This is a genomic window from Psychroserpens damuponensis (assembly GCF_000826655.1).
Classification (GTDB): Bacteria; Bacteroidota; Bacteroidia; order Flavobacteriales; family Flavobacteriaceae; genus Psychroserpens; species Psychroserpens damuponensis.
Genome location: NZ_JXJO01000002.1, coordinates 115,799 through 137,486, shown reverse-complemented (window position 1 = coordinate 137,486; position 21,688 = coordinate 115,799). Strand labels below are relative to the sequence as shown.

Sequence of the window (21,688 nt, the reverse complement as noted above, 5' to 3'; positions counted from 1 at the left end):
TTTTTTTTTTTTTTTTTCTTCGGAAACATCAACTCCTAACACTACCTCGCCTTTATAGTGTTTTTCATTTATAAAACATTAATAAGTAATAATAACCAGCCAGTAACCAAAAGCAAGCCGCCAATTGGAGTAATTGGTCCTAAGAAACGCAACTTTTTTCCTTTAGCATCAGATAAGATTAATCCGTAAATACTAAACGAGAATAAAATAATACCTAACGTAAAGCACCAATACGTCGCTGAAGATATATGATTGGGATTATAACCAATAACTAATAAAACAATAGCATGATACATTTGGTATTTAACACCAACTTCAAAACTGTGTAATTGATCTGTAGACAAAATTTTCTTTAAAGCATGTGCGCCAAAAGCTCCAAAAACTACAGATAGCAAGCCAAAAAGTGCACCTGTTGCAATTATTAGTTGTTGTGTCATAAAAGTAATATGTTCTATTTGTAAACTACAGGTAGAATTTCACCTTTAGCTAAACAATATTTTTTAATGTTTTCTTCGGAAAGTTTAGAAGTATAATCCACTTCATCTACTTTAAAACCCATACTTCGAAGCTTATCAAAATAATCGCGACCATAAACACGAACGTGGTCATATTGACCAAAAATTCTCGCACGTTCTTTTTGGTCTGTAATGGAGTCATCCTCAAAAGTCTCTGCTCGAGATAAATCTTGCGGTATTTGAAATACGCCAACACCTCCTGGTTTCATAACGCGATACAGCTCTTGCATGGCTTTAGTGTCATCTGGTATATGTTCTAATACATGATTACATAAAATGATATCATAGCTGTTATCTTCAAAAGGAAGGTTGCAAATATCTGCTTTCACATCTGCAATAGGAGACAATAAATCTGTTGTGGTATATTCTATATGGTTTAATGTTCTAAAACGTTTTAAGAAACATTGTTCTGGAGCAAAGTGAAGCACTTTTTTTCGTTCAGTAACATGTTCCGAAGAAAAAAAATTAGTTTCATGTTGAAGGTATAACCATAATAATCTATGACGTTCTAAACTTAATGTAGAAGGCGAAAGGACGTTGTTACGCTGATTTCCGTAGCCATAAGGCAAAAAGGTTTTAAAGCTTTTACCATCAATTGGATCTGTAAACGTATCTCCTTTTAAAAAAAAGGCTAGCACTGGACGAGCAACATAACTCAACCTTATTAATAAAGGTCTCGGAATGGTATTAAGTATGAATTTAAAGAGTTTTTTCAATGGCTTTGAAACTAGTTGAGATTTGGAACATGATTTTTAAATTCAAGTTCTTCATCACTTGTAATTCCTAGAGCTTCATGAACGTAATCAAAGGTTGATAAAATCTCAGGTTTACCGTCAATAAGCGCGATATCATGTTCAAAATGTACACTAGGTTTGCCATCTTGAGTGACAATGGTCCAGCCATCTTTTAGTTGTCTTACTTTGTGTGTGCCACCATTTATCATTGGTTCAATAGCCACAACCATGCCATCAATAAATTTCTTACCACGACCTCTACGACCGTAGTTTGGCATTTCTGGATCTTCATGCATTTTACGACCTAAACCATGACCTACGAGTTCTCTAACAACACCATAACCTTGAGCTTCGCAATAATTTTGAATGGCATAACCAACATCACCAACACGATTGCCGAGTTTAAATGCTCTAATGCCTTCGTATAGAGATTCTTTGGTAATTTGAACCAGTTTTTTTGTTTCTGGAGCAACATTGCCAATTTCAAAAGTGTATGCATGGTCTCCATAAAAACCGTTCATTAATGCACCACAATCTATAGATACAATATCACCATCTTTAAGTGGTATATCTGTTGGTAGACCATGAACTACAGCTTCATTGACACTACATAATAGTGTTGACGGACAATCATACAATCCCAAAAAGCCAGGTAAAGCACCTTGAGCTCTAATAAAATCTTCAGCTAATTTATCTAGTTGTTGAGTGGTGACACCTTCTTTTGTTTCTTTGGCAAGCATGCCTAAAGTTTTTGAAACAACTAACGCACTTTGACGCATTAATTCAATTTCTTCTTTTGTTTTAACTATAATCATGTTATTTCTTTAAAAATGAAAAGAACCCTTTCTTTTGCTTTGCAGCTTTCATATCTGGCTCTTCATTAGTAATAAGTTGATAGACTTCTCCCCATCCTAATATACCTCCAATATTTCTATCATCAATGTAAATATCTGCATAGATTTTTCGACTTACTGAGTTATCATATTTTTCTTCAGGGAAACTTTGATTTACTGCATAAAATGTAATACCATTTTCTTTACAAAATGCAACAGCTTCATCCAGTTTAGAGCCACTTCTATAGGTCCAAAGGATTATTCTATGTCCATCCTGTTGGAGTCGTTTCATAGTTTCAAATGCAAAAATACGAGGTTTGCCTACTTTAGGGTAAGCGTCCTCAACTATGGTACCGTCAAAATCAATGGCTATAACAAGTTTGTCTTGAAAATTCATTAGTGGGTTTTTGTTAAGCTGCAAAAATACAATTTTTCAATTTTAGTTACACTAAAGAGTGTTGCGTCATTGCTTTTGGTTGTTCTACTCCCATAAGTTTTAATACTGTTGGTGCGATATCGCCTAGAATACCATCTTTAATTGTTAGTTTTTCGTTATCAATTAAAATAACAGGTACTGGGTTAGTAGTATGTGCTGTATTTGGTGAGCCATCAGGATTTACCATGGTTTCACAATTACCATGATCTGCAATTAAAATGGTGGTGTAATCATTGTCTAATGCAGTTTCAATAACTTGTTTCACGCAAGTATCTACAGCTTCACAAGCTTTTATGGCAGCTTCCATCACTCCTGTATGACCAACCATGTCTCCATTTGCAAAATTTAAGCATACAAAGTCAACATCACCTTTTTTAAGTTCAGGAACAAGCGCATCGGTTAATTCAAAAGCACTCATTTCTGGTTTTAAATCGTAAGTGGCTACTTTAGGTGAGTTTCTCAATAATCTGGTTTCACCTTTAAAGGGGTCTTCTTGTCCTCCAGAAAAGAAAAATGTAACATGCGGATACTTTTCCGTTTCGGCAATTCTTATTTGTGTTTTATTATTTTTTTCTAAAACTTCTCCTAAGGTCTCAGTGAGATTGTCTTTGTTAAAAATGGTGTTGATGCCTTTGTAAGATGCATCGTAATTGGTTAGCGTAACATAGTGTAAATCTAGCTTGTGCATGTTTTGCTCATGAAAATCAGTTTGAGACAAGGCTTCGGTTAACTCACGACCTCTATCTGTTCTAAAGTTAAAAAAGACGACAACATCACCATCTTTTATTTTTGTGATTGGTTGGTTGTTCTCATCAACTTTGATTATAGGTTTGATAAACTCATCGGTTATTCCATTTTTATAATTGTTTTCTATACTTTGGGTCATATTAGTTGAGTGCTCTCCTAAACCATTAACTAAACCATCATAAACAAATTTGATACGTTCCCATCGCTTGTCTCTATCCATAGCATAATAGCGTCCAGACACCGAAGCTAATTTGGTATTTGTGTTTTGAATATGGGTTTCTAAAGATGAAATAAATCCAAATCCAGATTTTGGATCTACATCTCTACCATCTGTAAACGCATGAATGAAAGCGTTTTTTATTCCGAAGTTATTCGCTGCATCAACCAAACCAAATAAATGATTGATATGAGAATGAACACCTCCATCACTAACAAGTCCTAAAAAATGTACAGGTTTGTCATTGTCTTTTGCATATTGAAACGCATTAACAAGGGTTGGTTCATCTTTAAGCGTGTTATTTTTTACAGCTAAGTTAATTTTAACAAGATCTTGATATACAATACGTCCAGCTCCAAGATTCATATGTCCAACTTCACTATTGCCCATTTGGCCTTCTGGCAAACCAACATGTAAACCGTCGGTTCTTAACGTTGCATGAGAATAATTGTGATATAACGCATCTATATAAGGTGTTTGTGCATTGTCTATAGCAGAGACTTTTGGGTCTGGAGACATTCCCCAACCATCAAGAATCATTAAAATAACTTTCTTGTTCATTATAAGAGTTTTATGATACTCAAAGATAAAAGTTTAAAATTTCATATCTATAGATTAAGATTACAAAATATGATTAATTACTAATAAGTGGTTTTATTGTATAGCTATTGTTATCTGTAAATAGTTGTTTAAGAAACAATTAACATATTTGTTTACAAACAGTTAAAAAAATGTTATTAAAATTTTTTTGGTGTAACACTTTAAGATTTATGTCGTCTCTTTAATATGAACTTAGGAGAACTAGTTCAAAATCAAAAAACATAATCAATTAAATTTAAAATCTTTCATCATGAAAAAATCAGCAGTAATTATCGCAATCGCATTAGGGTTTTCATTTACAACTTTACATGCATCAAATGACATTGTAACTTCTTCAACTTATGAAACAGTGACAAAACGAGCAGTAGATCCATTTTGTATCTCAGTTGTAAAAGGGGATTTGGAGACTGTTAAAAAACTTATTGAGTTAGGACAAGACGTCAACAAAAAATCTAATGGTTTAACGCCAGCAATGTATGCTGCGAAATATAACAGATTAGATATTTTAAAACTTTTAGTAGAAAAAGGTGCTAAGTTAGACGTGAAATCAGCAAAAGGAATGACTGCAGAAAAATATGCTGAAGCTTCTAATGCAAATGACACTTTAGCATACTTAAAAGCATTAGATTCTTAACAAAAAAAGCTTCAATGAAGAAGCAAATTATTTGAGTTAGTTAGTTTGTAAACGCATCTTTTTTAAGATGCGTTTTTATATTTTTGAATTGATTCTCTAATTTTTTCAATTCTGTTTTCTGGGTCTGGATGTGTGCTTTGCATTTCTGGAACACGATTAGGACCAGCAGCAGCTTTTAAAATTTCCATAACGCCAATCATTTCCTCTGGGTTATAGCCAGCTTTTAGCATAAATTTTACACCAAGATCATCACTTTCTAATTCATCATCACGACCATTAGTTAATAGTGTATTTTGACCAATACCACTTACCAAACCTCCAGCATCTGCACCTACAGAGCCTGCAGTAGCAAGACCTTGCCAAAAATCACTTTCAGCAATACGCTCGGCACTATGACGCCCTAAAACGTGACCAATTTCGTGTCCTAAAACACCTGCTAATTGATCTTCATTTTCTAATTTTGAAAATAATGCAAAAGTGATAAATACTTGACCACCAGGTAAAGCAAATGCGTTTATAGTATTTGGATCTGCTAATAAATGAAACTCATATTGATATGGAGTTTCTCTAGCAATACTGTTGTTAATTAATTTATTACCAACATTATCAACCATAGCTTGGTATTCGGTATTTGGGTGTAAACCTCCATGCTGTTGTGCCATTTGAGGAGCACTGGCTATACCTATTTGAATTTCTTCAGTTGAAGACATTGAAATGGTTTGCACACGACCTGTATAAGGGTTTTCTTCTCGTTGACTACATCGTTTTACAACAAAAAACAGAGCAATTGCTGCTCCTATTAATAGTCTTATTTTAAAATTCTTTCCTCTCATGGTGATGATAATTAGTGCTTATAAATTTACAAAAGTTCTGGATTTATATCCAAAATATTTTGGTTGCCATAGTTTGTTATAAAGGCTTCGGAAAAATGATCACACCCAATTAATTGCTCAGAAATGATAATATCTCTCAAATCAAGTTTTTGATAGGCCTGTAAATAACCTAAAGAAAGCGGTTTGTAACTATAATGCCAAGGCTCATATTTAAATCCTTTTCGGTCTTTTTTGTTGGTGTATACCAGATAAAAACCAAAGGTATTTGCGTGAGTGTCCATCCAGCTTTTAAATTTTGAAAAACAGCCAGATCCATCAAAATGTTTAGGGTTTAAAACATTTCTAGGTTGTGCAACATGAGCATCTATGAGATCTAAGTCTGTTGCCCAATGGTGTCGCGATGTTCCTGGTATGGTTGAGTATTCTATAATTTTATTTAAACTGTCTTGAGGACTTAACCCATTATTAATATTTTGCTTGTATTTGCGCTCCCATATTCTATTTTGATGCGCAAAGCTTCTATAACTAGACACAACTTTTAACTTAATGTCACTTTTAAGCGCTTCTTTGCTCATTAACAAAAAGGCGTCGTAGGCTTCTTTTCGTAATTTAAAACCATTACCAAACAATTCAGGATGGCCTTTTCCAATTAATTCATTGTATGGTAGGCTAGTAGGAGCGTCTTGAAATGCTATTTGAGGAAAAACGGCTAATCCCAATCCTAATGTCGCTGTGCTTTTTAAAAATGTGCGTCTTTTCATAATACTTTCGTCATTACATAATGTGTGCCAACGTTTTCTATTTCAAATGGATCACCAATAATTTGATACTCGTTTTTGGTATAAAAATGAATCGCAGTTTCTCTAGCATTACACCAAATTCTATAAATTCCTTTTTCTTTTAAAACTCGTTCACCATGTTTTATAAGGTGTTCACCAAATTGTTGTCCTTGAAATGCTTTTAAAATTGCCATCCCACGAAGTTGATATTGTTTTTCTTCGGAAAATAGGACACTACAATTGTCGAGAAAACTAGCAATACCAATTAGTGCTTCATCAACATACAAACCCAAATGAATAGTGGTTTCTAAATGATCACCTGAAAATTCGCAATCTTCTAATGGTTGACCTTCTCTTAAAATAGGTTGTCTAACAGCATAGGTTTCTTTGGCCGAAATTTCTTTAATATAAAATTGGGTAGTATGCTTATAGGTAGTCATAAGTTTAATTAAATATCTAAATCAAACTTAGGTAAAATTATTTATCTTCACTTGAAAATTAATGTCATGTCTTTCCAGTTTCAGATTTTAGAGCCGTCTCGTATTAATGAGATTATTCCTTTGGTGCAAGAGCTTACAAGTTTTAAAGTTTCCGAAGCCTTATTAAAAGAACGTTTTGCAGAAATGGTGACTCAAAATTATGAGTGTGCTGTTGTTTTTGATGATCATAAAATTATTGGTGTTTGCGGAATGTGGTTTTGTACGAGGCATTATATTGGTAAAACTGTAGAAATAGATCATGTTTATATCGATGAGGAGTATCGAAATAAAGGTTTAGGCAAAGCATTTTTAAATTGGATTTACGGGTATGTACAATCTAAAGGTTGCAATAGTGCAGAGTTAAATACGTATGTTCAAAATTATGCATCACATAAATTTTACTATAATGAAGGTTTTGAAATTTTAGGTTATCATTTTTTGAAAAAGTTTTAATTTATTTAGCTTATAAGGTTTGTCAATATGTAAAGTTGTATTATATTTGCGCCCGGAATGCGAGAGTAGCTCAGTTGGTAGAGCGTCAGCCTTCCAAGCTGAATGTCGCCAGTTCGAACCTGGTCTCTCGCTCAAAAGCTTCATCTTAAATAGATGAAGCTTTTTTTTTTTTGAGCTAAAATTATTTTAGTGCACTCAAATCGCTTTCAGTTTCAATTTCATAAGGTGTTTTGTTGTACTCAAAAATACGAGCATCTAAAGTGCCTTTAAGTGTGATTGAATCACCGTTAACTTCTAGCCAACTTCCTTCTCTAATACCAACAACAGGTTGGGTGTTGAATTTATGAAATTCTTTAATTCTAGTTTCACGCGTTTCACCCATATGTTTGCTTGTAGGATCTGGATCTAAATAATGCGGATTGATATTAAATGGTACAAAACCAAACGTTTTAAAACTTGGAGGATACACAATTGGCATATCGTTGGTCGTGTTTATTGTGAGTCCACAAATATTACTCCCAGCACTTGTGCCAAGATAAGGTGTTCCGTTTTTAACTTCGGTTTTTATTGTGTCAATTAAATCGTTTTTATAAAGCTGATTGACTAAGACAAAGGTGTTTCCGCCTCCTGTAAAAATTCCTTTGGCGTTTTTAATGGCTTCCTTTGGGTTGTCAAATTCATGAATACCCTTAACGTTTTTATCAATTTTATCAAATGCTTTAGAAACTTTAGTGGTGTATTCATCATGAGTAATTCCGCTTGGCCTCGCGTATGGAATGAATAAAATTTCCGAAGTATCTTTAAAAAAAACACGAAGTTCATCTAATAAATAATCTAAAGATTCTCCGCCATGTATGGTTGATGTACTTGCTATAATTATATTTCTCATTGGTCGCTATTTTTTGTAAATTTATGTAATTTCAGTTGGTAAAAGGTATGAGACTTAATTTAACAAAAGTTTAAAATGCCTTTATTACAAAATTAAGGTTTCAAATCTCATATTTACACTATCTAAACCAAAGACTATGCAAAAATTTTTACTATTAGTATTATTTTCAATATCATTTACGATGGCTTCTCAAACATCAAAACGCATTAAGGTTGATGGAAAAATCATTGTTGAAGGTCAAGATGTAGATGCCATTACCGTGTTTAATACAACGACCAATAAAGGTGTTATTACTAATGAAATAGGAGGATTTACAATTGAGATTGGTTTAAATGACCTTATAGAATTTAGAGCCTTACAATATCAAAATTTTGATTTACGCATTACAGAAGCAATTATGCAATCTAAGCGTTTACGAGTATTTTTAATTGAAGAAATTAATAAGCTTGATGAAATTTTAGTGCTAACAAAAGGCTTATCAGGTGAGTTAGAAACAGATGTTGCCACAGTTAAAACCTTTAATCCTAAGTTAGATGCCTTGTACTTTGGTATTAAAAAAAGCGACGAATATGACTTTATAGATGATCCGCGTTCTGGTGTACAAAATGAAGTGATGCATTCCCAATCTAGAACCATGGTTAATGGTTTAAATATTGTAAATGTAGTAGATCAACTATTATTACCATTATTTAGATCTAAGGTTAAGGATAAAAAAACAGCAGGTGTACCAGATGTGCCAGTAAGTGCAATTAAGTACTATTTTGGATCAGAGTTTATTATTGATAATTTTAATATTCCAGAGCATCGTGTTGAAGAATTTATTAGATATGTGCAAGATGATGTCGATTTTGATTACACACATTTAAATTATGGTAAAGAGTTAGAGTTTTTAGAAGTTCTAAATACAAAGAGTAAAGAATTTTTAAAAATGAACAGTGATAAGAATTAAGTATTTACTTCTTTTAATAATAGTTTTATTTTCTTCGGAAATAGCAGCGCAAACCACAAATATCCAAGGTAAGATTATTGCTAAAGGTGATCTTGATAGAATTCACATCATCAATAAAACAGCGAGTAAATTCACAATCACTAATGACATAGGTGAATTTACAATACCAACGAAAATTAATGATACACTCATCATTTCTGGAGTGCAATATGTACCTAAAGAAATTGTGATTACCGATGTTATAATGCAAACCAAGAAGGTCACCATTCACCTTGAAGATAATGTCAATTTACTAGATGAAGTTGTTGTAGGTAAAGTGCTAACCGGAAGCTTAATGACAGATATTGAAAACAGCGATGCCAAAAGAGAGATGAATTTCTATGATCTTGGTATACCTGGTTATACAGGTCCAAGAAAAACTCAAAGTGAACGGCGTTTGTATGAAGCGACAACAGGAGGAGGAATAGTACCTCTAAATCCATTGTTAAATTGGATAAGTGGTCGCACTAAAGAATTAAAAGCGCAAATTGCTAGAGAAGAATTATCAATAGCAATCGATGAAGCCAAAGCAAAATTTTCTAAATTAGTTTTTGAAAATGAAACTTATAATGACATGATGCAAAATGAATATTTTTTGTTTTGTGGTGATGATCCTAAATTTAAAAGACTCTATGATTTAGGTAATGATATGAATACCTTACAGTTTTTAAAAGACAAATTAGAAGCCTTTAAACGCCATCTTGAAAACGATTAAAGACATACTTGCGTTATGCCTCATGCTTTTTGTGTGCTTTTTTAGTGATGCACAAATAACTGATTTAAAGGGTCAGGTTTCTGCAAGTTCAGATCTTGGGAGTATTCATATTCTAAATATTACAGCTCAAGAATTTACGATTACTAATGATAAGGGGCAATTTATTGTTCCTGCTAAATTAAATGATACTATTCTCGTTTCAAGTATACAATACATCCCTCAACATATCATTATTTCAGAAACCATTTTAAAACTAGACTACCTTTCAGTACAACTAGAAGATCGTGTTAATGAGTTGGATGAGGTGCTCGTTGGTAAAGTTTTAACTGGAGACCTATTATTAGATATAGGAAATAGTGAAGCCAAACGTGATATCAACTTTTATGATGTAGGGATTCCAGGTTATACAGGAAAACCTAAAACTCAAAAAGAAAGAAAGCTGTATGAAGCCGATGCAGGCAAAATGATAGTCGTGGCACCATTATTTGTAGGTATAAACATTCATAAAATATTAAATCGTATAAGTGGTCGTACCAAAAAGTTGAAAAAAGCGGTGAAACTAGAAGCGCAAACAGCATGCATGAATGCCATTAAATCTGAATTTTCTTCATTACTATTTAAAGATTACGACATCGAAGACCATTTAAAAATCGATTTTTTCTATTTCGTAGCCGAAGATCCTCGGTTTGAAGCCCTATGCAAAGCAGATAATGATTTTGAAATCTACGAGTTTTTACTGCAAAAACTTTATATGAATTCTAATGAAAATTTACAGTCTCAAGATTAGGTGTTCTACATTTATTAACACTTTTTAAGAATATTTCCTTTTATAAAATAGCTACATTTACAACTTATTGATTGTTATGCATTTTATAAAGATCACCTTATTAGCCGTTATTTTTCCATTGTTTTTTACTTCTGTCGCACATAAATATTATGTGAGTGTGACGCAAATAGAGTATGTGAAAGCGAAAAAATCTGTGCAAATAATTACTAGAATAGATATTAATGATCTAGAATTAACCTTGCAAGAACGTTATGATAAAGGCATCATTTTAACAGCAATCAATGAAAAATCGTCGGTTGAAGATTATATAAAACAATATTTAAACCAAAAAATTACCATAAAGATTAATACTAAAGATGTTGCTTTCAATTTTATAGGTAAAGATTATGAGAACGACCAAATTGCATGTTATTTAGAGATTGAAAATGTCGATGCCATAAATACAATTGAAATAAGCAATACAGTTCTTTTTGATCTATTTCCGAAGCAAAAAAATGTCGTAAAAACTAAAATAAATTCTAAATCAAATAATTTAATTTTTACTACAGAAGATAAAAATCAACACTTAAATTTCAAATAATCAACCTTTTAATAATAAATATGAGAATACTAAAACTCCTTTGTTTATCAATTGCTTTTATCTCTTTCAACGCAATGGCTCAAGAGCAAGAACCTCAAAAGTCTGGACATACAAATCAAAATAAGTTTAAACAACTTTATGATGAATTTGCAACACCCAATATGTACAGAACTGGATCTGGAGCTCCAGGACCTGCTTATTATCAACAACAGGCAGATTATAAAATGGATCTAGAAATTAATGATGAAACTGCAGTTTTAAGTGGTTATGAAACCATTACTTACACAAACAATTCACCAGATGAATTGACCTATTTATGGGTGCAATTAGATCAAAATGTTAGGGCTAAAGATTCGCCTTCAAAAGATATTAATAGTAGTACTGTGAGACCAGCACAATCGGCATCTAGATTTACTTCATCGTATATGAGTGAGAGTTTTGATGGTGGTTTTAATATCGAAAGTGTGACAAGTACAGACGGTAAAACATTAGCACACACGATTAATCAAACAATGATGCGTGTAGAATTGCCAAAAGCAATGAAAACAGGTGATCAGTTTTCTTTTAATATTAAATGGTGGTACCAAATCAATAATCACGTTACCGATGGTGGACGTTCAGGTTATGAATTATTTCCTGACGGAAATAGAAATTACGTGATCGCTCAGTTCTATCCAAGAATGGCAGTCTATAACGACGTCGAAGGTTGGCAAAACTCACAATTTTGGGGACGAGATGAATTTGCGTTACCATTTGGAAACTTTGAAGTTAACATTACGGTACCTGCAGATCATCTTTTAGATGGAACAGGAGTATTAATGAATAGAAAAGATGTGTTTTCTAAAGAAATGATGAAGCGTTATGAAAAGGCTAAAAAATCATTTAAAGAACCTATAGTGATATCTACACAAGCCGAAGCCGAAGCTAGAGAAACAGGACGCTCTAAAAAGAAAAAAACTTGGAAACTGTATGCCGAAAATGTAAGAGATTTTGGGTTTGCAACCTCTAGAAAATATATTTGGGATATGATGGCTGTTAAGCTTGGTGATAGAGATGTGATGGCAGTGTCATTGTATTCTAAAGAAGGGAATCCATTATGGGAGCAATGGTCAACAAAAGCAGTAGCAAGTACATTGAAATCTTACTCTCGTATGACATTTGATTACCCATATCACAAAGCCATTTCTGTACACGCAAGACGCCAAGGAATGGAGTACCCAATGATTTGTTGGAATTATGGAAGACCAGACGAAAACGGAAACTATGACGATCGTACTAAATATGGGATGATGAGTGTGATAATTCATGAAGTTGGTCACAACTTTTTCCCAATGATTGTAAATAGTGATGAACGTCAATGGACATGGATGGACGAAGGTTTAAATACATTCATGCAATATGTTGCCGAGCAAGATTTTGGAGAATGGTATCCTGGAGCATTGTCAAAAGGCGATGCAACATATCCATCTCGTCGTGGACCAGCAAAAAATATTACGAGATACATGGGAGGAAATCAAGATCGTATTGCTCCAATTATGACCAAAGGTTTAAATACCTATCAATTTGGAAATAATGCCTACGGAAAACCAGCAACTGCATTAAACATATTAAGAGAAACAGTAATGGGACGAGAGTTGTTTGATTACGCTTTTAAAGAATATACACATCGTTGGATGTTTAAACACCCAACACCTGAAGATTTTTTTCGTACCATGGAAGATGCATCAGCATTTGATTTAGATTGGTATTGGAGAGGATGGTTTTATACGACTGATTGGGTTGATATCGGATTAAAAGATGTAAAAAAGTATTACGTATCATCAGAACCAAACCAATATGCTAAAAATTATGCAGCATCTAATAATCGTAATGTTGAAGATTTGAATTGGGTATATCTAGTAGAAGAAGGAAGTGATGAGTTTGATGAAAAGTTACGTCAAGGTACTTCTGCTGACAATTCTCCTACACTAAAAGAGTATATGATGGATAATTTTTCTGCGGAAGAACGTAAAACCATCAAACAACCAAAATATTTCTATGATATTACATTTGAAAAACCAGGCGGATTAGTAATGCCAATTATAGTTGAGTTTACTTATGCCGATGGAACAACAAAAACTGAAACCTATCCAGCTCAAATTTGGAGATACAACGACAACGAGGTTAGTAAAGCGATAGCGTCAGTCAAAGAGATTGTATCTATTAAAGTAGATCCTAATTTAGAAACTGCAGATATTGATACAACAAATAACTCTTGGCCAAGAGAAGTGAAAGAGAGTGATTTTGATAAGTTCAAAAATAAAGTAAAAGGATAATTATTATCTAAAATTTAAAACAAAAGAGCCGTTAGTGATATCGGCTCTTTTCAGTTAAAATATATTTAAACAACATGCCGTTGATTACATAAAAAGTAAGTTTAGTTCAAGAAATAAAAAAAATTAAACTCTAATAGTAAACAACTCATTATATTTGCAACGTGATACAACTAGCAACATTTTTATTCATAGGAACTCCAGAGGTGATATTTATACTCCTAATTGTGGTTATGGTTTTTGGTGCAGATAAGTTACCAGAGATTGCTCGAGGTATGGGTAAAGGTATGCGTATGTTAAAAGATGCTTCAAGTGATATTAAAACAGAAATCACTAAAACTGCCGAAAAACAAGGCATAAATACAGATGTCACAAAAGACATTACCGATGAAATCAAAAAAGTAAAAGACGATCTAGAGGATTTTACAGGATCGGTTAGGCGAAATCCTTAGTTTTTAAATTCGTATTTATTTATCGCTTATTTTATCAAAATCGCAATTATATATGCGGTTTAGTTTTAATAATTTAATATATTTAGAACATCATTAACCAGTCTAAATCATATTAAATGAAAAAAATGTACTTAAAGGTAGTGCTACTTCTTGCAATTGCCTTGGCGTCTTGTTCAAAAAAAGATGCCGTTATTGAAACAGAATCACAAGACATTCAATTTCCTAATGAACCACTTACGGTTGAACAAATCAATAATCGTATTAGTGAAACCATAAGAGCTACGGGAGATTTTGATTGGAGTAAGGAAGATGCTCATTTTTTATGGAGTGCAGTTGTTCATGGTCAAAATGTATTAACTATTGGGTATGGGGAAGAAGGACAAAGTTTTAGTGAAGTAAGGGATCCAGAGTTAGAGGCTAAAAAAAATGGCCTATTAAATTTGGTTGTTGATAATGAGCATATAGACAAAAGTGAACTCAAACTTGTTGAACAAGACATTTTAACTGTAATAGATGTGGGAGTTGAAAATATTGAAACCATTATAGCTTTAAGAAAAAGTAGTGATGTTAGGTATTTAGAGCCAAATGGCTATAACTTATTTGCTTATAATGAAGCCCAAGCTCGATCAAGTTCTGGATGTGATAAAAATGGAGATACTATTAATTCGTCACATTACAGTACTGTAAATCCTAACAATGCTCAAGTGTCTTGGCATTTTGATGAACATAATATTCAGCAAGCTTGGGGTTTAACCACAGGATCTGGAGTTACTATTGGGTTAATTGATACGGGAGTTTCTGCGTCTCAAACTTTATTAAATTCTTCTGGATTTAATGATGGCTATTCGTCTGGTCGTTATGTTCAAAAATATGGCACATTTATAGACTCTAATTGGTGGTGGTCTAGTAATTATGATGGTCCACATGATAAATGTGGTCACGGTACAGCTATGGCATCAACCATGGCTTCGCCTAGAAATGATAACAGCATGCCAGTAGGTGTCGCTTATAATTCTAATTTAGTTGCTTATAGAGCTACTGAAGATGTTTTATTAAATGACTATCATGAACGTAAAGGTGTTTCAAAGGCGTTAACTCAATTAGGTAATAGGAGTGATGTTAAAATTATTTCAATGTCTATAGGTTATGTGTGGTCTATTGGTAATATTAAAGATGCAGTTAAATATGCTTATAGTAAGAATAAATTAATCTTCGCTGCAGGAGGCACATCTACAAGTTTTACAAATGGTTTTGGTGTCATTTTTCCAGCAACTATGAGTGAAACTGTAGCTGTAACAGGAGTTGATGATGGCAGTAACTATGATCGTTGTGAAACTTGCCATAGTGGTAGTAAAATAGATTTTACTATTATTATGGAAGGCGATAATAACACTAGTAAAGCACCTCCAGTTTTGGGCTTTTATAATGGAGATAGACGTTATACAGGTGGTTCATCTGTTGCTACAGCAACAACAGCAGGAATAGCTGCATTAGTATGGTCTAGACATCCAAGCTGGAGTAGAACACAAATTTTAAATAGATTAAAACAGTCTGCAGAGTTTTATCCATACAAGAATAGTAGTTTTGGTTATGGAAATATAGATGCCTGGCAAGCTGTTCAATAAGGGATTACAGCATTAAATACATGAAAAAACCTCTCAAATATGGAGAGGTTTTTTTTAGTTTCAGAAGTAGTTATTGCGTGTATATACATGTAAATCAGCGTATTACGATATGTAATAATGTTGTTAAAAGTGAGATTTTTCCTGTAAAGAGGTGTTTTTTACGATTTTATTTTTGTTAATATATTTTATATCAGTACTTTAGCGATTCCAAATCAACATATAGTCAAATATGAAAACGAGCCTACAATTCTGTTTTCTGTTTTGTTCCCTCCTGTCATACAGTCAAACAGAAAGAGCTATTATTAATAAAATTGATAGTTTAAATTCTATAGCATTAGATCATTACAGAGATGATGATATTGCCCAATCTTTTAATTTATTTAATCAAGCTATAGAATTATCAGATTCTATTGGTGATACTTATGGTAATTCTGAAGCTAATTTTACATTAGGTAAAATTTATGATTTCATGAATGAGCCTAAAAAAGCAAAAGAAAGCTTTTTAAAGGTTATTTCTATATCAGAAAAAATGGGTGATAATTATTTAATGGCTAGCTCTAATTTATATATAGGAAAGATATTAATGGATATAGAGCCACCTATAGCAGCGATACCTTATTTCAATGAAGCTTTAAAATATGCGCAAAAAGATATTGTACGGGATCAATTTAACAATGATAGAAAAGAACAATTATTGTTTGAAACAAATCTTAGCCTTAGTCAGTTATATTTAGATATTGATAATACGAGACAAGCACATATTTTTTTATCCAGAGCAGAAGTGAGCTTAGGTAATATAATCGATCAAGGTTATTATGCGGCTAAATGGAAATCTGTTCAAGGTAAATATTTTGTAGCTAAAGAACTTTATAGTACTGCGGTAATCAAATTTGAAGAAGCTACTAAATTATTAGAGCATCGAAATTCAATTGATATTAAAGATAAAAATGCACTTTTAACTCAAATCTATAAAGAGCTTTCTACAACATATATTTTGTTAGAGAAGGATAGTGAAGCATATAGTGCATTATTAATGCATAATAAATTTAAAGATGAATTTTTTAATGAAGAAAAAAACACCCAAAATTTAATAATGCAATCAAAGTTTTTAATTGAAAATTATAAAAATGCAGCAAGAGTAGCTAACAATGATAGATTAAGACAGGTAGAGGCTTCAAATAAAATTCTAAATATTAATTACATAATTTCTATAATTTTAATTTTGTTATTCGTGTCGTTAATAACAACATATAAGAGTTATAGTTCTAAAAGTAAATTAAGTAAAATTCTTAAAGCTAAAAATGAACAATTAGAATTAGCGAAAGACAGTGCTGAAAAATCTTCAAAATTAAAAAGTAATTTTATTTCTAATGTTACGCATGAATTGAGAACGCCTTTATATGGTGTTGTTGGCTTAACCTCTTTACTTTTGAAAAATAATGATTTAAGTGAAAAGGATAGTAAATTTCTAAAGTCCTTAAAATATTCTGGCGATTACTTATTAAATCTGGTTAATGATATTTTACAAATTGGAAAAATAGAATCTCAAAAAATTGAACTAAAAAATGTATCTGTAAACATTAGAGTTCTTTTAGAGAATTTAGTTAATTCATTTGATTACAGATTAGAAGAAACAAATAATCAAATTCAAATTACTGTAGATAAAAATATTCCAGAATTTATATAGTGTGACAATGTGAGATTATCTCAAGTGCTAATTAATTTAATTGGTAATAGCATTAAGTTTACTGAGGGTGGTAAAATTGATGTTAGAGCAAAATTAATCAATATCGTAAATGATAAAGTGAGTCTTCATTTTGAAATTGAAGATAATGGTCCTGGAATTCCAAAGGAAAAACAGAAAATGATATTTGAAAACTTTTCTCAGTTAGATAAAAATAGTAATACCAATTATCAAGGTACAGGTTTAGGATTGCCAATAACTAAGAATCTTATTGAGTTATTTGGAAGTTATTTAGAAATAGAGAGTGAAATAGGTTTAGGTTCTACTTTTAGTTTTGATCTAACTTTTGATATAGATAAAGACGCCAAAACTGTAATTGTTAAAACTAAAAAAACTCAAGGAGAACCCATATCGCTAAACAAAAAATATAAGATATTGATAGCAGAGGATAATAAGATTAATCAAATTGTAACTCAAAACTTACTGCAACGCGAAAATTATGAATGTGTCATTGCTACAAACGGACAAGAAGCACTAGAAGCTCATGCAGATGGGGATTTTGATTTAATATTAATGGATATCAACATGCCAATAATGGGTGGTAATGAGGCAACAAAAGCGATTCGAAAGTTTGATAGTCAAATTCCAATTATAGCCCTTACAGCTGCAGATATTGAACAAGTAAAGTTAGATTATAAAATTATAGGTTATGATGATATAATTACAAAGCCTTTTGATAACTATGAGTTTTTTCAAACAATATCTCAGCATATTCAAAACGCTTTATCAAATAAAAAAGCTCAAGATTTTACATTAGAGAAAGTGTCGTGATTTTATTTTTTCCGACTAATCGTTAGCCCATCTCTAATAGGGAGGAGAACAGTCTCTATGCGATTATCTTGTTTTAAAAGTGTATTGAATTCTAAAACAGCTTTTGTAGACTTGTCTTTATCATTCAATGGTTCAACTACTTTACCATGCCATAATACATTATCAGATATAATAATGCCTCCTGGATTTAGTTTGTCAATGATTAAATGAAAATAATTGACATAATTAGGTTTGTCTGCATCAATAAATACCAAATCATATGTCGTGTTCAGTTCAGGAATAATATCCAAAGCACTTCCTAAATGTTGAGTAATTTGTGAGCCATAATTAGAACGGTCAAAGTATTTTCTTTGGAAATCGATAAGCTCCTCATTTACATCAATGGTATCAATTGTACCATCGCTTAATAAGCCTTCAGCAAGGCAAAGTGTAGCATAGCCAGTAAAAGTGCCAAGTTCTAAGATTGTCTTTGGTCTAATTAACTTCGAAATCATACTTAATACACGACCTTGATAAGGTCCACTAAGCATAATGGGTTGTAAAATTTTTTGATAAGTTTCTCTGGTAAGCTGTTGCAATAATTCTGGCTCTTCTTCAGAATGTGATACAACATACTCATCTAATTTTTCTGGTAAAAAATGCATAAGGAATTATTATAATAACAAAATCAAAGATACTATAATCCATATTATTAATTTTACCTATTGTATAAAGGAACTTTAAAATCATCTTCAAAAATATTTTTTGAGATATTCTAAAATTGAGATTAATGAATTCCAGACATTGCCTTTTTTATGAGTGGTGAAATTAATATAGCCAATATACCAACAATAATACTAATAACTCCAAAACTGGCATACACTGAGAGGTAAGAATAGAGCTGCTGAAAGTTTTCACTGCTTTGCATCGCAATGTCTGGTGTAATACCAGTTATAAATTCTACAATATCACCAAAAACACCTTTTGTAAATACATTAGTTTCGCCTTCTTTAATTGTGGTTAGTTTCGCGATTTTTCCAGCAAAAAAATGGCCATAAAAATTAGCAGAAAACCAAACACCCATAATAAAAGCAACGTATTTTAGAGGTGATAATTCGGTCATTTTTGACAACCCAATAGGAGATAAAAACAACTCACCAATAGTTAATACTAAATATCCCATAACAAGGTACAGCATTGATGTTCTAGCAAATTCATCTATGCTATGTGCAGATAGCGCGAAAACGACAAAGCCTAAACCTAAAAACACTAATCCTAATCCAAATTTAACTGCAGAGTTAGGGTTGATTTTTCGTTTACTTAAAAATGTCCATAGCAATGAAAACGGAATAGCAAACAGTATAATAAAACCGGCATTTATACTATTTGTTCCTGCAGCATCCATTCCTACAAGGTTGACATTTCTATCGGCAAATAAAGTAAGAGAACTTCCGGCTTGCTCAAAAATAGCCGAAAATAAAGTGTAAAGAACAGTGAAATAGATTGCAACTATTAAACGTTTCTTTTCTTTAGAGGTTACAGTAGAAAGTATATATGAAATATAGCCAATTAGAAATAATGAAATCACCCAAACCAAATAGTGCTCAAACTCGTGAAATTTAATAATAAGTGCGAAAACAGGAACCGATAAAAAAGATGCGACAGTGATGAGTTTACCACGATTTAATGTCAGCACTTTTTTGTTGTATATTTCAGTATTCGGGACTAAGCCTTTAGTGCCAAAAACATTGCTTTTTAGTCCCTTATTAAAGACTATTAGACCTACAGCCATACCAATTCCAGCAAGTACAAAACCATAATGCCAACCATAAGTTTCTGCAAACCAGGCACAAGCTATAGGTGCAATAGCAGCGCCCAAATTAATGCCTAAATAGAAAATGGTAAAGCCAGAATCACGCCTTGCGTCACCCTGTTTATATAAGTCACCTACAAAAGAAGAAATGTTAGGTTTAAAAAAACCATTACCTACAATAATTAGACCAAGAGAACCATAAAAGAAAATAGGATGCTCAAAGGTTAAAAAGAAATGACCAAAGGCCATTAAAACGCCTCCTAGTAAAATCGCTTTTCGAAATCCTAAAATTTTATCAGCAAGTATACCTCCAATCATTGGTGTCACATACACTAAAGACATATAAGCTGCGTATACACCAAAAGCCATGTCGTCAGTAAACAATAATTGTTTAGTCATGTAGAGAACAAGTAGAGCTCTCATGCCATAGAAGGAAAATCGTTCCCAAAGTTCTGCGAAAAATAAATAAATTAAACCTCTTGGGTGTCCAAGTACGTCATTAGGTTTTGAGGTAGTCATCTGTTCAGTTTTTTGATTCGAGAGCAATGTATTCACAGTTGGTCTCAATACTGAATCTTGTAACTAATTATATCAATTTATAATGAATTGTGCTTAATTGTAACTCAGGTTATTTGCTTTAAAAAGCAGCTTGTATTCGTTGTTGTTAGGCGTTTTTAGAAATTCTTGTAGTAACGTATCATCTATAGTAATGTGATTAGGAATCATCCTTAAGCGATAACGACTTTCACCAATAAAAGTAAATAAATCTCTACGTTCTAATAGCTGCGTTTGATCTAATTCTAATATTGAATTTGTGTTATCTATAATTCTTGTAAGATAGGTTTGGTTAGTAATTTCTCCACCTAAACTTACAACTAAGCTTTGAGAATTTCCTTCTCCATATTTGCGCCTTATGGCAAATTTTAATAGGTTTTTATATTGAGTGGTTTTAGAGCCAAAATCAATAGTTTTATCAAAAACCCCCTTTGTAGGAATACTGATTTTAACCAAACTCCAGTCTAAAAAGCTAATAGTCATTTCATTTGGTTTTGGCATATTAGCCAATCTAATTACCCAAGTCGTAGCTAATACTAAAAATATAGAAATTAAAGAGGTTTTGGCTATAATCTTGATGAGGTTATTATTAAAATCATGACCATAATTAACGAATACTTCAGATATTTGAGAAGAAAACACAAGTAAAATTATTAATACAGAAATAATTCCAACAATATTTAAGCCTCTGTGTGAGAAAGTTCTATAGCAGGATATGCCAAGTAGATAACATAAAAACCCTGAGAGTATTAAATCAGGAATTCCACTAATATTTATACCATTCGAAATTAGATGTGTTGTATAAAAATTAGAAAGTATAAAGGTAATTATTGAGGTTGCAAGAATGACAATTAAAATCGTTTTGATATTCTTTTTGTTATTGTAGATAAATCGAGGCGCATAATAGAAATAAAACAAGGCTAGTAATATAAACATGTTATTTACAATAGATAGTAAGTGAATACCAAATTGAAAGCTACTCGTATCTTTAAATGAAAAATAATCTCCAGCATAAGACCAACAACCAGATATCACCCAAATAAACATTGCTAGACTTAAATAAAGTAAACCTTTGTCAACTCTTTTTTGAGTGTCATGCTCTTCTAGTAATTGCTTAAAGCGTTGTCTAATATTTGACCATATAGCTAATAAAAAAACAGCTCCAACAAATGAAATGAATATATGTGAAAGAATATAAAACTCGGTAACCTCACTCAT

General features: G+C 32.2%; 23 protein-coding genes and 1 tRNA gene. 12 read left to right on the top strand and 12 right to left on the bottom strand.

Going from position 1 to position 21,688, the window contains the following annotated elements:
* Positions 1 to 68: 68 nt before the first annotated feature.
* From TD29_RS01590 to gpmI, 5 genes are read right to left on the bottom strand one after another with little or no spacing between them, the layout of a single operon-like run.
* Positions 69 to 437 carry a DUF423 domain-containing protein gene (locus tag TD29_RS01590; protein ID WP_040278418.1) on the bottom strand — a complete coding sequence of 123 codons (369 nt, stop codon included), beginning with the start codon at positions 435 to 437 and terminating at the stop codon, positions 69 to 71.
* A gap of 14 nt (positions 438 to 451) precedes the next feature.
* Complete coding sequence (locus TD29_RS01585) at positions 452 to 1,231, bottom strand: class I SAM-dependent methyltransferase (protein WP_040278416.1); 780 nt, start codon at positions 1,229 to 1,231, stop codon at positions 452 to 454.
* An 11-nt stretch (positions 1,232 to 1,242) separates the two neighbouring features.
* On the bottom strand, positions 1,243 to 2,064 hold the full coding sequence (map, locus tag TD29_RS01580; protein ID WP_040278414.1) for a type I methionyl aminopeptidase: 822 nt from the start codon (positions 2,062 to 2,064) through the stop codon (positions 1,243 to 1,245).
* Position 2,065: 1 nt separating this feature from the next.
* Positions 2,066 to 2,479, bottom strand: a complete 414-nt coding sequence (locus TD29_RS01575) for a BT0820 family HAD-type phosphatase (RefSeq protein ID WP_040278413.1) — start codon at positions 2,477 to 2,479, stop codon at positions 2,066 to 2,068.
* 46 nt (positions 2,480 to 2,525) lie between these two features.
* Positions 2,526 to 4,043: a 2,3-bisphosphoglycerate-independent phosphoglycerate mutase gene (gene gpmI, locus TD29_RS01570; RefSeq protein WP_040278412.1), complete on the bottom strand. Its 1,518-nt coding sequence runs from the start codon at positions 4,041 to 4,043 to the stop codon at positions 2,526 to 2,528.
* A gap of 289 nt (positions 4,044 to 4,332) precedes the next feature.
* Here gpmI and TD29_RS01565 point away from each other — a divergent pair, with 289 nt between their 5' ends.
* Positions 4,333 to 4,716 carry an ankyrin repeat domain-containing protein gene (locus TD29_RS01565; RefSeq protein ID WP_040278410.1) on the top strand — a complete coding sequence of 128 codons (384 nt, stop codon included), beginning with the start codon at positions 4,333 to 4,335 and terminating at the stop codon, positions 4,714 to 4,716.
* Positions 4,717 to 4,778: 62 nt separating this feature from the next.
* Here TD29_RS01565 and TD29_RS01560 read toward each other — a convergent pair whose 3' ends face one another.
* The 3 genes from TD29_RS01560 to TD29_RS01550 are packed head-to-tail and all read right to left on the bottom strand — an operon-like array spanning position 4,779 to position 6,768.
* Positions 4,779 to 5,549 (bottom strand): M48 family metalloprotease, encoded by a 771-nt coding sequence (locus TD29_RS01560; RefSeq protein ID WP_040278409.1) that lies wholly within the window; start codon positions 5,547 to 5,549, stop codon positions 4,779 to 4,781.
* A 26-nt stretch (positions 5,550 to 5,575) separates the two neighbouring features.
* A complete protein-coding gene (locus tag TD29_RS01555) occupies positions 5,576 to 6,310 on the bottom strand; it encodes a M15 family metallopeptidase (protein ID WP_040278408.1) in 735 nt (244 codons plus the stop codon).
* Positions 6,307 to 6,768 carry a GNAT family N-acetyltransferase gene (locus TD29_RS01550; RefSeq protein WP_040278407.1) on the bottom strand — a complete coding sequence of 154 codons (462 nt, stop codon included), beginning with the start codon at positions 6,766 to 6,768 and terminating at the stop codon, positions 6,307 to 6,309. The genes TD29_RS01555 and TD29_RS01550 overlap by 4 nt, the downstream gene beginning before the upstream one ends.
* Before the next feature lie 66 nt (positions 6,769 to 6,834).
* Between TD29_RS01550 and TD29_RS01545 the strand changes: the two genes are divergently transcribed.
* Both TD29_RS01545 and TD29_RS01540 read left to right on the top strand, forming a co-directional pair.
* On the top strand, positions 6,835 to 7,260 hold the full coding sequence (locus tag TD29_RS01545; RefSeq protein ID WP_040278406.1) for a GNAT family N-acetyltransferase: 426 nt from the start codon (positions 6,835 to 6,837) through the stop codon (positions 7,258 to 7,260).
* 59 nt (positions 7,261 to 7,319) lie between these two features.
* Positions 7,320 to 7,392 (top strand) — tRNA-Gly (locus TD29_RS01540).
* Between the two features lie 49 nt (positions 7,393 to 7,441).
* Here the strand turns inward: TD29_RS01540 and pepE are convergent.
* On the bottom strand, positions 7,442 to 8,149 hold the full coding sequence (gene pepE, locus TD29_RS01535) for a dipeptidase PepE (protein WP_040278404.1): 708 nt from the start codon (positions 8,147 to 8,149) through the stop codon (positions 7,442 to 7,444).
* Between the two features lie 136 nt (positions 8,150 to 8,285).
* On the opposite strand from pepE, the gene TD29_RS01530 reads away from it, so the two are divergent.
* From TD29_RS01530 to TD29_RS01490, 9 genes are all read left to right on the top strand, one after another.
* Entirely contained in the window at positions 8,286 to 9,098 is an 813-nt protein-coding gene (locus TD29_RS01530) for a membrane protein (RefSeq protein ID WP_040278403.1), read from the top strand.
* Positions 9,085 to 9,852: a carboxypeptidase-like regulatory domain-containing protein gene (locus TD29_RS01525; RefSeq protein WP_040278401.1), complete on the top strand. Its 768-nt coding sequence runs from the start codon at positions 9,085 to 9,087 to the stop codon at positions 9,850 to 9,852. The genes TD29_RS01530 and TD29_RS01525 overlap by 14 nt, the downstream gene beginning before the upstream one ends.
* A complete protein-coding gene (locus TD29_RS01520) occupies positions 9,839 to 10,639 on the top strand; it encodes a hypothetical protein (protein WP_052466937.1) in 801 nt (266 codons plus the stop codon). The genes TD29_RS01525 and TD29_RS01520 overlap by 14 nt, the downstream gene beginning before the upstream one ends.
* 76 nt (positions 10,640 to 10,715) lie before the next feature.
* A complete protein-coding gene (locus TD29_RS01515) occupies positions 10,716 to 11,219 on the top strand; it encodes a DUF6702 family protein (RefSeq protein WP_040278400.1) in 504 nt (167 codons plus the stop codon).
* A 20-nt stretch (positions 11,220 to 11,239) separates the two neighbouring features.
* Positions 11,240 to 13,534, top strand: coding sequence for a M1 family metallopeptidase (locus tag TD29_RS01510; protein ID WP_040278398.1), 2,295 nt, complete (start codon positions 11,240 to 11,242; stop codon positions 13,532 to 13,534).
* A 161-nt stretch (positions 13,535 to 13,695) separates the two neighbouring features.
* Positions 13,696 to 13,983: a twin-arginine translocase TatA/TatE family subunit gene (locus TD29_RS01505; RefSeq protein WP_040278397.1), complete on the top strand. Its 288-nt coding sequence runs from the start codon at positions 13,696 to 13,698 to the stop codon at positions 13,981 to 13,983.
* A 116-nt stretch (positions 13,984 to 14,099) separates the two neighbouring features.
* Positions 14,100 to 15,608 (top strand): S8 family peptidase, encoded by a 1,509-nt coding sequence (locus TD29_RS01500; protein ID WP_040278396.1) that lies wholly within the window; start codon positions 14,100 to 14,102, stop codon positions 15,606 to 15,608.
* Between the two features lie 229 nt (positions 15,609 to 15,837).
* Entirely contained in the window at positions 15,838 to 17,295 is a 1,458-nt protein-coding gene (locus TD29_RS01495) for an ATP-binding protein (RefSeq protein ID WP_040278394.1), read from the top strand.
* 9 nt (positions 17,296 to 17,304) lie between these two features.
* Positions 17,305 to 18,123, top strand: coding sequence for an ATP-binding protein (locus TD29_RS01490; protein WP_040278393.1), 819 nt, complete (start codon positions 17,305 to 17,307; stop codon positions 18,121 to 18,123).
* A 2-nt stretch (positions 18,124 to 18,125) separates the two neighbouring features.
* On the opposite strand, the gene TD29_RS01485 is transcribed toward TD29_RS01490, so the two are convergent.
* From TD29_RS01485 to TD29_RS01475, 3 genes are all read right to left on the bottom strand, one after another.
* Entirely contained in the window at positions 18,126 to 18,767 is a 642-nt protein-coding gene (locus TD29_RS01485; protein WP_040278392.1) for an O-methyltransferase, read from the bottom strand.
* A gap of 122 nt (positions 18,768 to 18,889) precedes the next feature.
* Entirely contained in the window at positions 18,890 to 20,434 is a 1,545-nt protein-coding gene (locus TD29_RS01480) for a peptide MFS transporter (RefSeq protein ID WP_040278391.1), read from the bottom strand.
* A 93-nt stretch (positions 20,435 to 20,527) separates the two neighbouring features.
* Complete coding sequence (locus tag TD29_RS01475) at positions 20,528 to 21,688, bottom strand: hypothetical protein (RefSeq protein ID WP_040278389.1); 1,161 nt, start codon at positions 21,686 to 21,688, stop codon at positions 20,528 to 20,530.

Bases quoted from the DNA above. Each gene is read 5' to 3' on its own strand.
- TD29_RS01565 (WP_040278410.1), top strand. From the start codon at position 4,333: ATGAAAAAATCAGCAGTAATTATCGCAATCGCATTAGGGTTTTCATTT.
- TD29_RS01510 (WP_040278398.1), top strand. From the start codon at position 11,240: ATGAGAATACTAAAACTCCTTTGTTTATCAATTGCTTTTATCTCTTTC.
- TD29_RS01530 (WP_040278403.1), top strand. From the start codon at position 8,286: ATGCAAAAATTTTTACTATTAGTATTATTTTCAATATCATTTACGATG.
- TD29_RS01555 (WP_040278408.1), bottom strand. From the start codon at position 6,310: ATGAAAAGACGCACATTTTTAAAAAGCACAGCGACATTAGGATTGGGA.
- gpmI (WP_040278412.1), bottom strand. From the start codon at position 4,043: ATGAACAAGAAAGTTATTTTAATGATTCTTGATGGTTGGGGAATGTCT.
- TD29_RS01480 (WP_040278391.1), bottom strand. From the start codon at position 20,434: ATGACTACCTCAAAACCTAATGACGTACTTGGACACCCAAGAGGTTTA.
- TD29_RS01545 (WP_040278406.1), top strand. From the start codon at position 6,835: ATGTCTTTCCAGTTTCAGATTTTAGAGCCGTCTCGTATTAATGAGATT.
- TD29_RS01495 (WP_040278394.1), top strand. From the start codon at position 15,838: ATGAAAACGAGCCTACAATTCTGTTTTCTGTTTTGTTCCCTCCTGTCA.
- TD29_RS01590 (WP_040278418.1), bottom strand. From the start codon at position 437: ATGACACAACAACTAATAATTGCAACAGGTGCACTTTTTGGCTTGCTA.
- TD29_RS01475 (WP_040278389.1), bottom strand. From the start codon at position 21,688: ATGAGTGAGGTTACCGAGTTTTATATTCTTTCACATATATTCATTTCA.
- TD29_RS01485 (WP_040278392.1), bottom strand. From the start codon at position 18,767: ATGCATTTTTTACCAGAAAAATTAGATGAGTATGTTGTATCACATTCT.
- pepE (WP_040278404.1), bottom strand. From the start codon at position 8,149: ATGAGAAATATAATTATAGCAAGTACATCAACCATACATGGCGGAGAA.
- TD29_RS01515 (WP_040278400.1), top strand. From the start codon at position 10,716: ATGCATTTTATAAAGATCACCTTATTAGCCGTTATTTTTCCATTGTTT.
- TD29_RS01575 (WP_040278413.1), bottom strand. From the start codon at position 2,479: ATGAATTTTCAAGACAAACTTGTTATAGCCATTGATTTTGACGGTACC.
- TD29_RS01560 (WP_040278409.1), bottom strand. From the start codon at position 5,549: ATGAGAGGAAAGAATTTTAAAATAAGACTATTAATAGGAGCAGCAATT.
- map (WP_040278414.1), bottom strand. From the start codon at position 2,064: ATGATTATAGTTAAAACAAAAGAAGAAATTGAATTAATGCGTCAAAGT.
- TD29_RS01550 (WP_040278407.1), bottom strand. From the start codon at position 6,768: ATGACTACCTATAAGCATACTACCCAATTTTATATTAAAGAAATTTCG.
- TD29_RS01500 (WP_040278396.1), top strand. From the start codon at position 14,100: ATGAAAAAAATGTACTTAAAGGTAGTGCTACTTCTTGCAATTGCCTTG.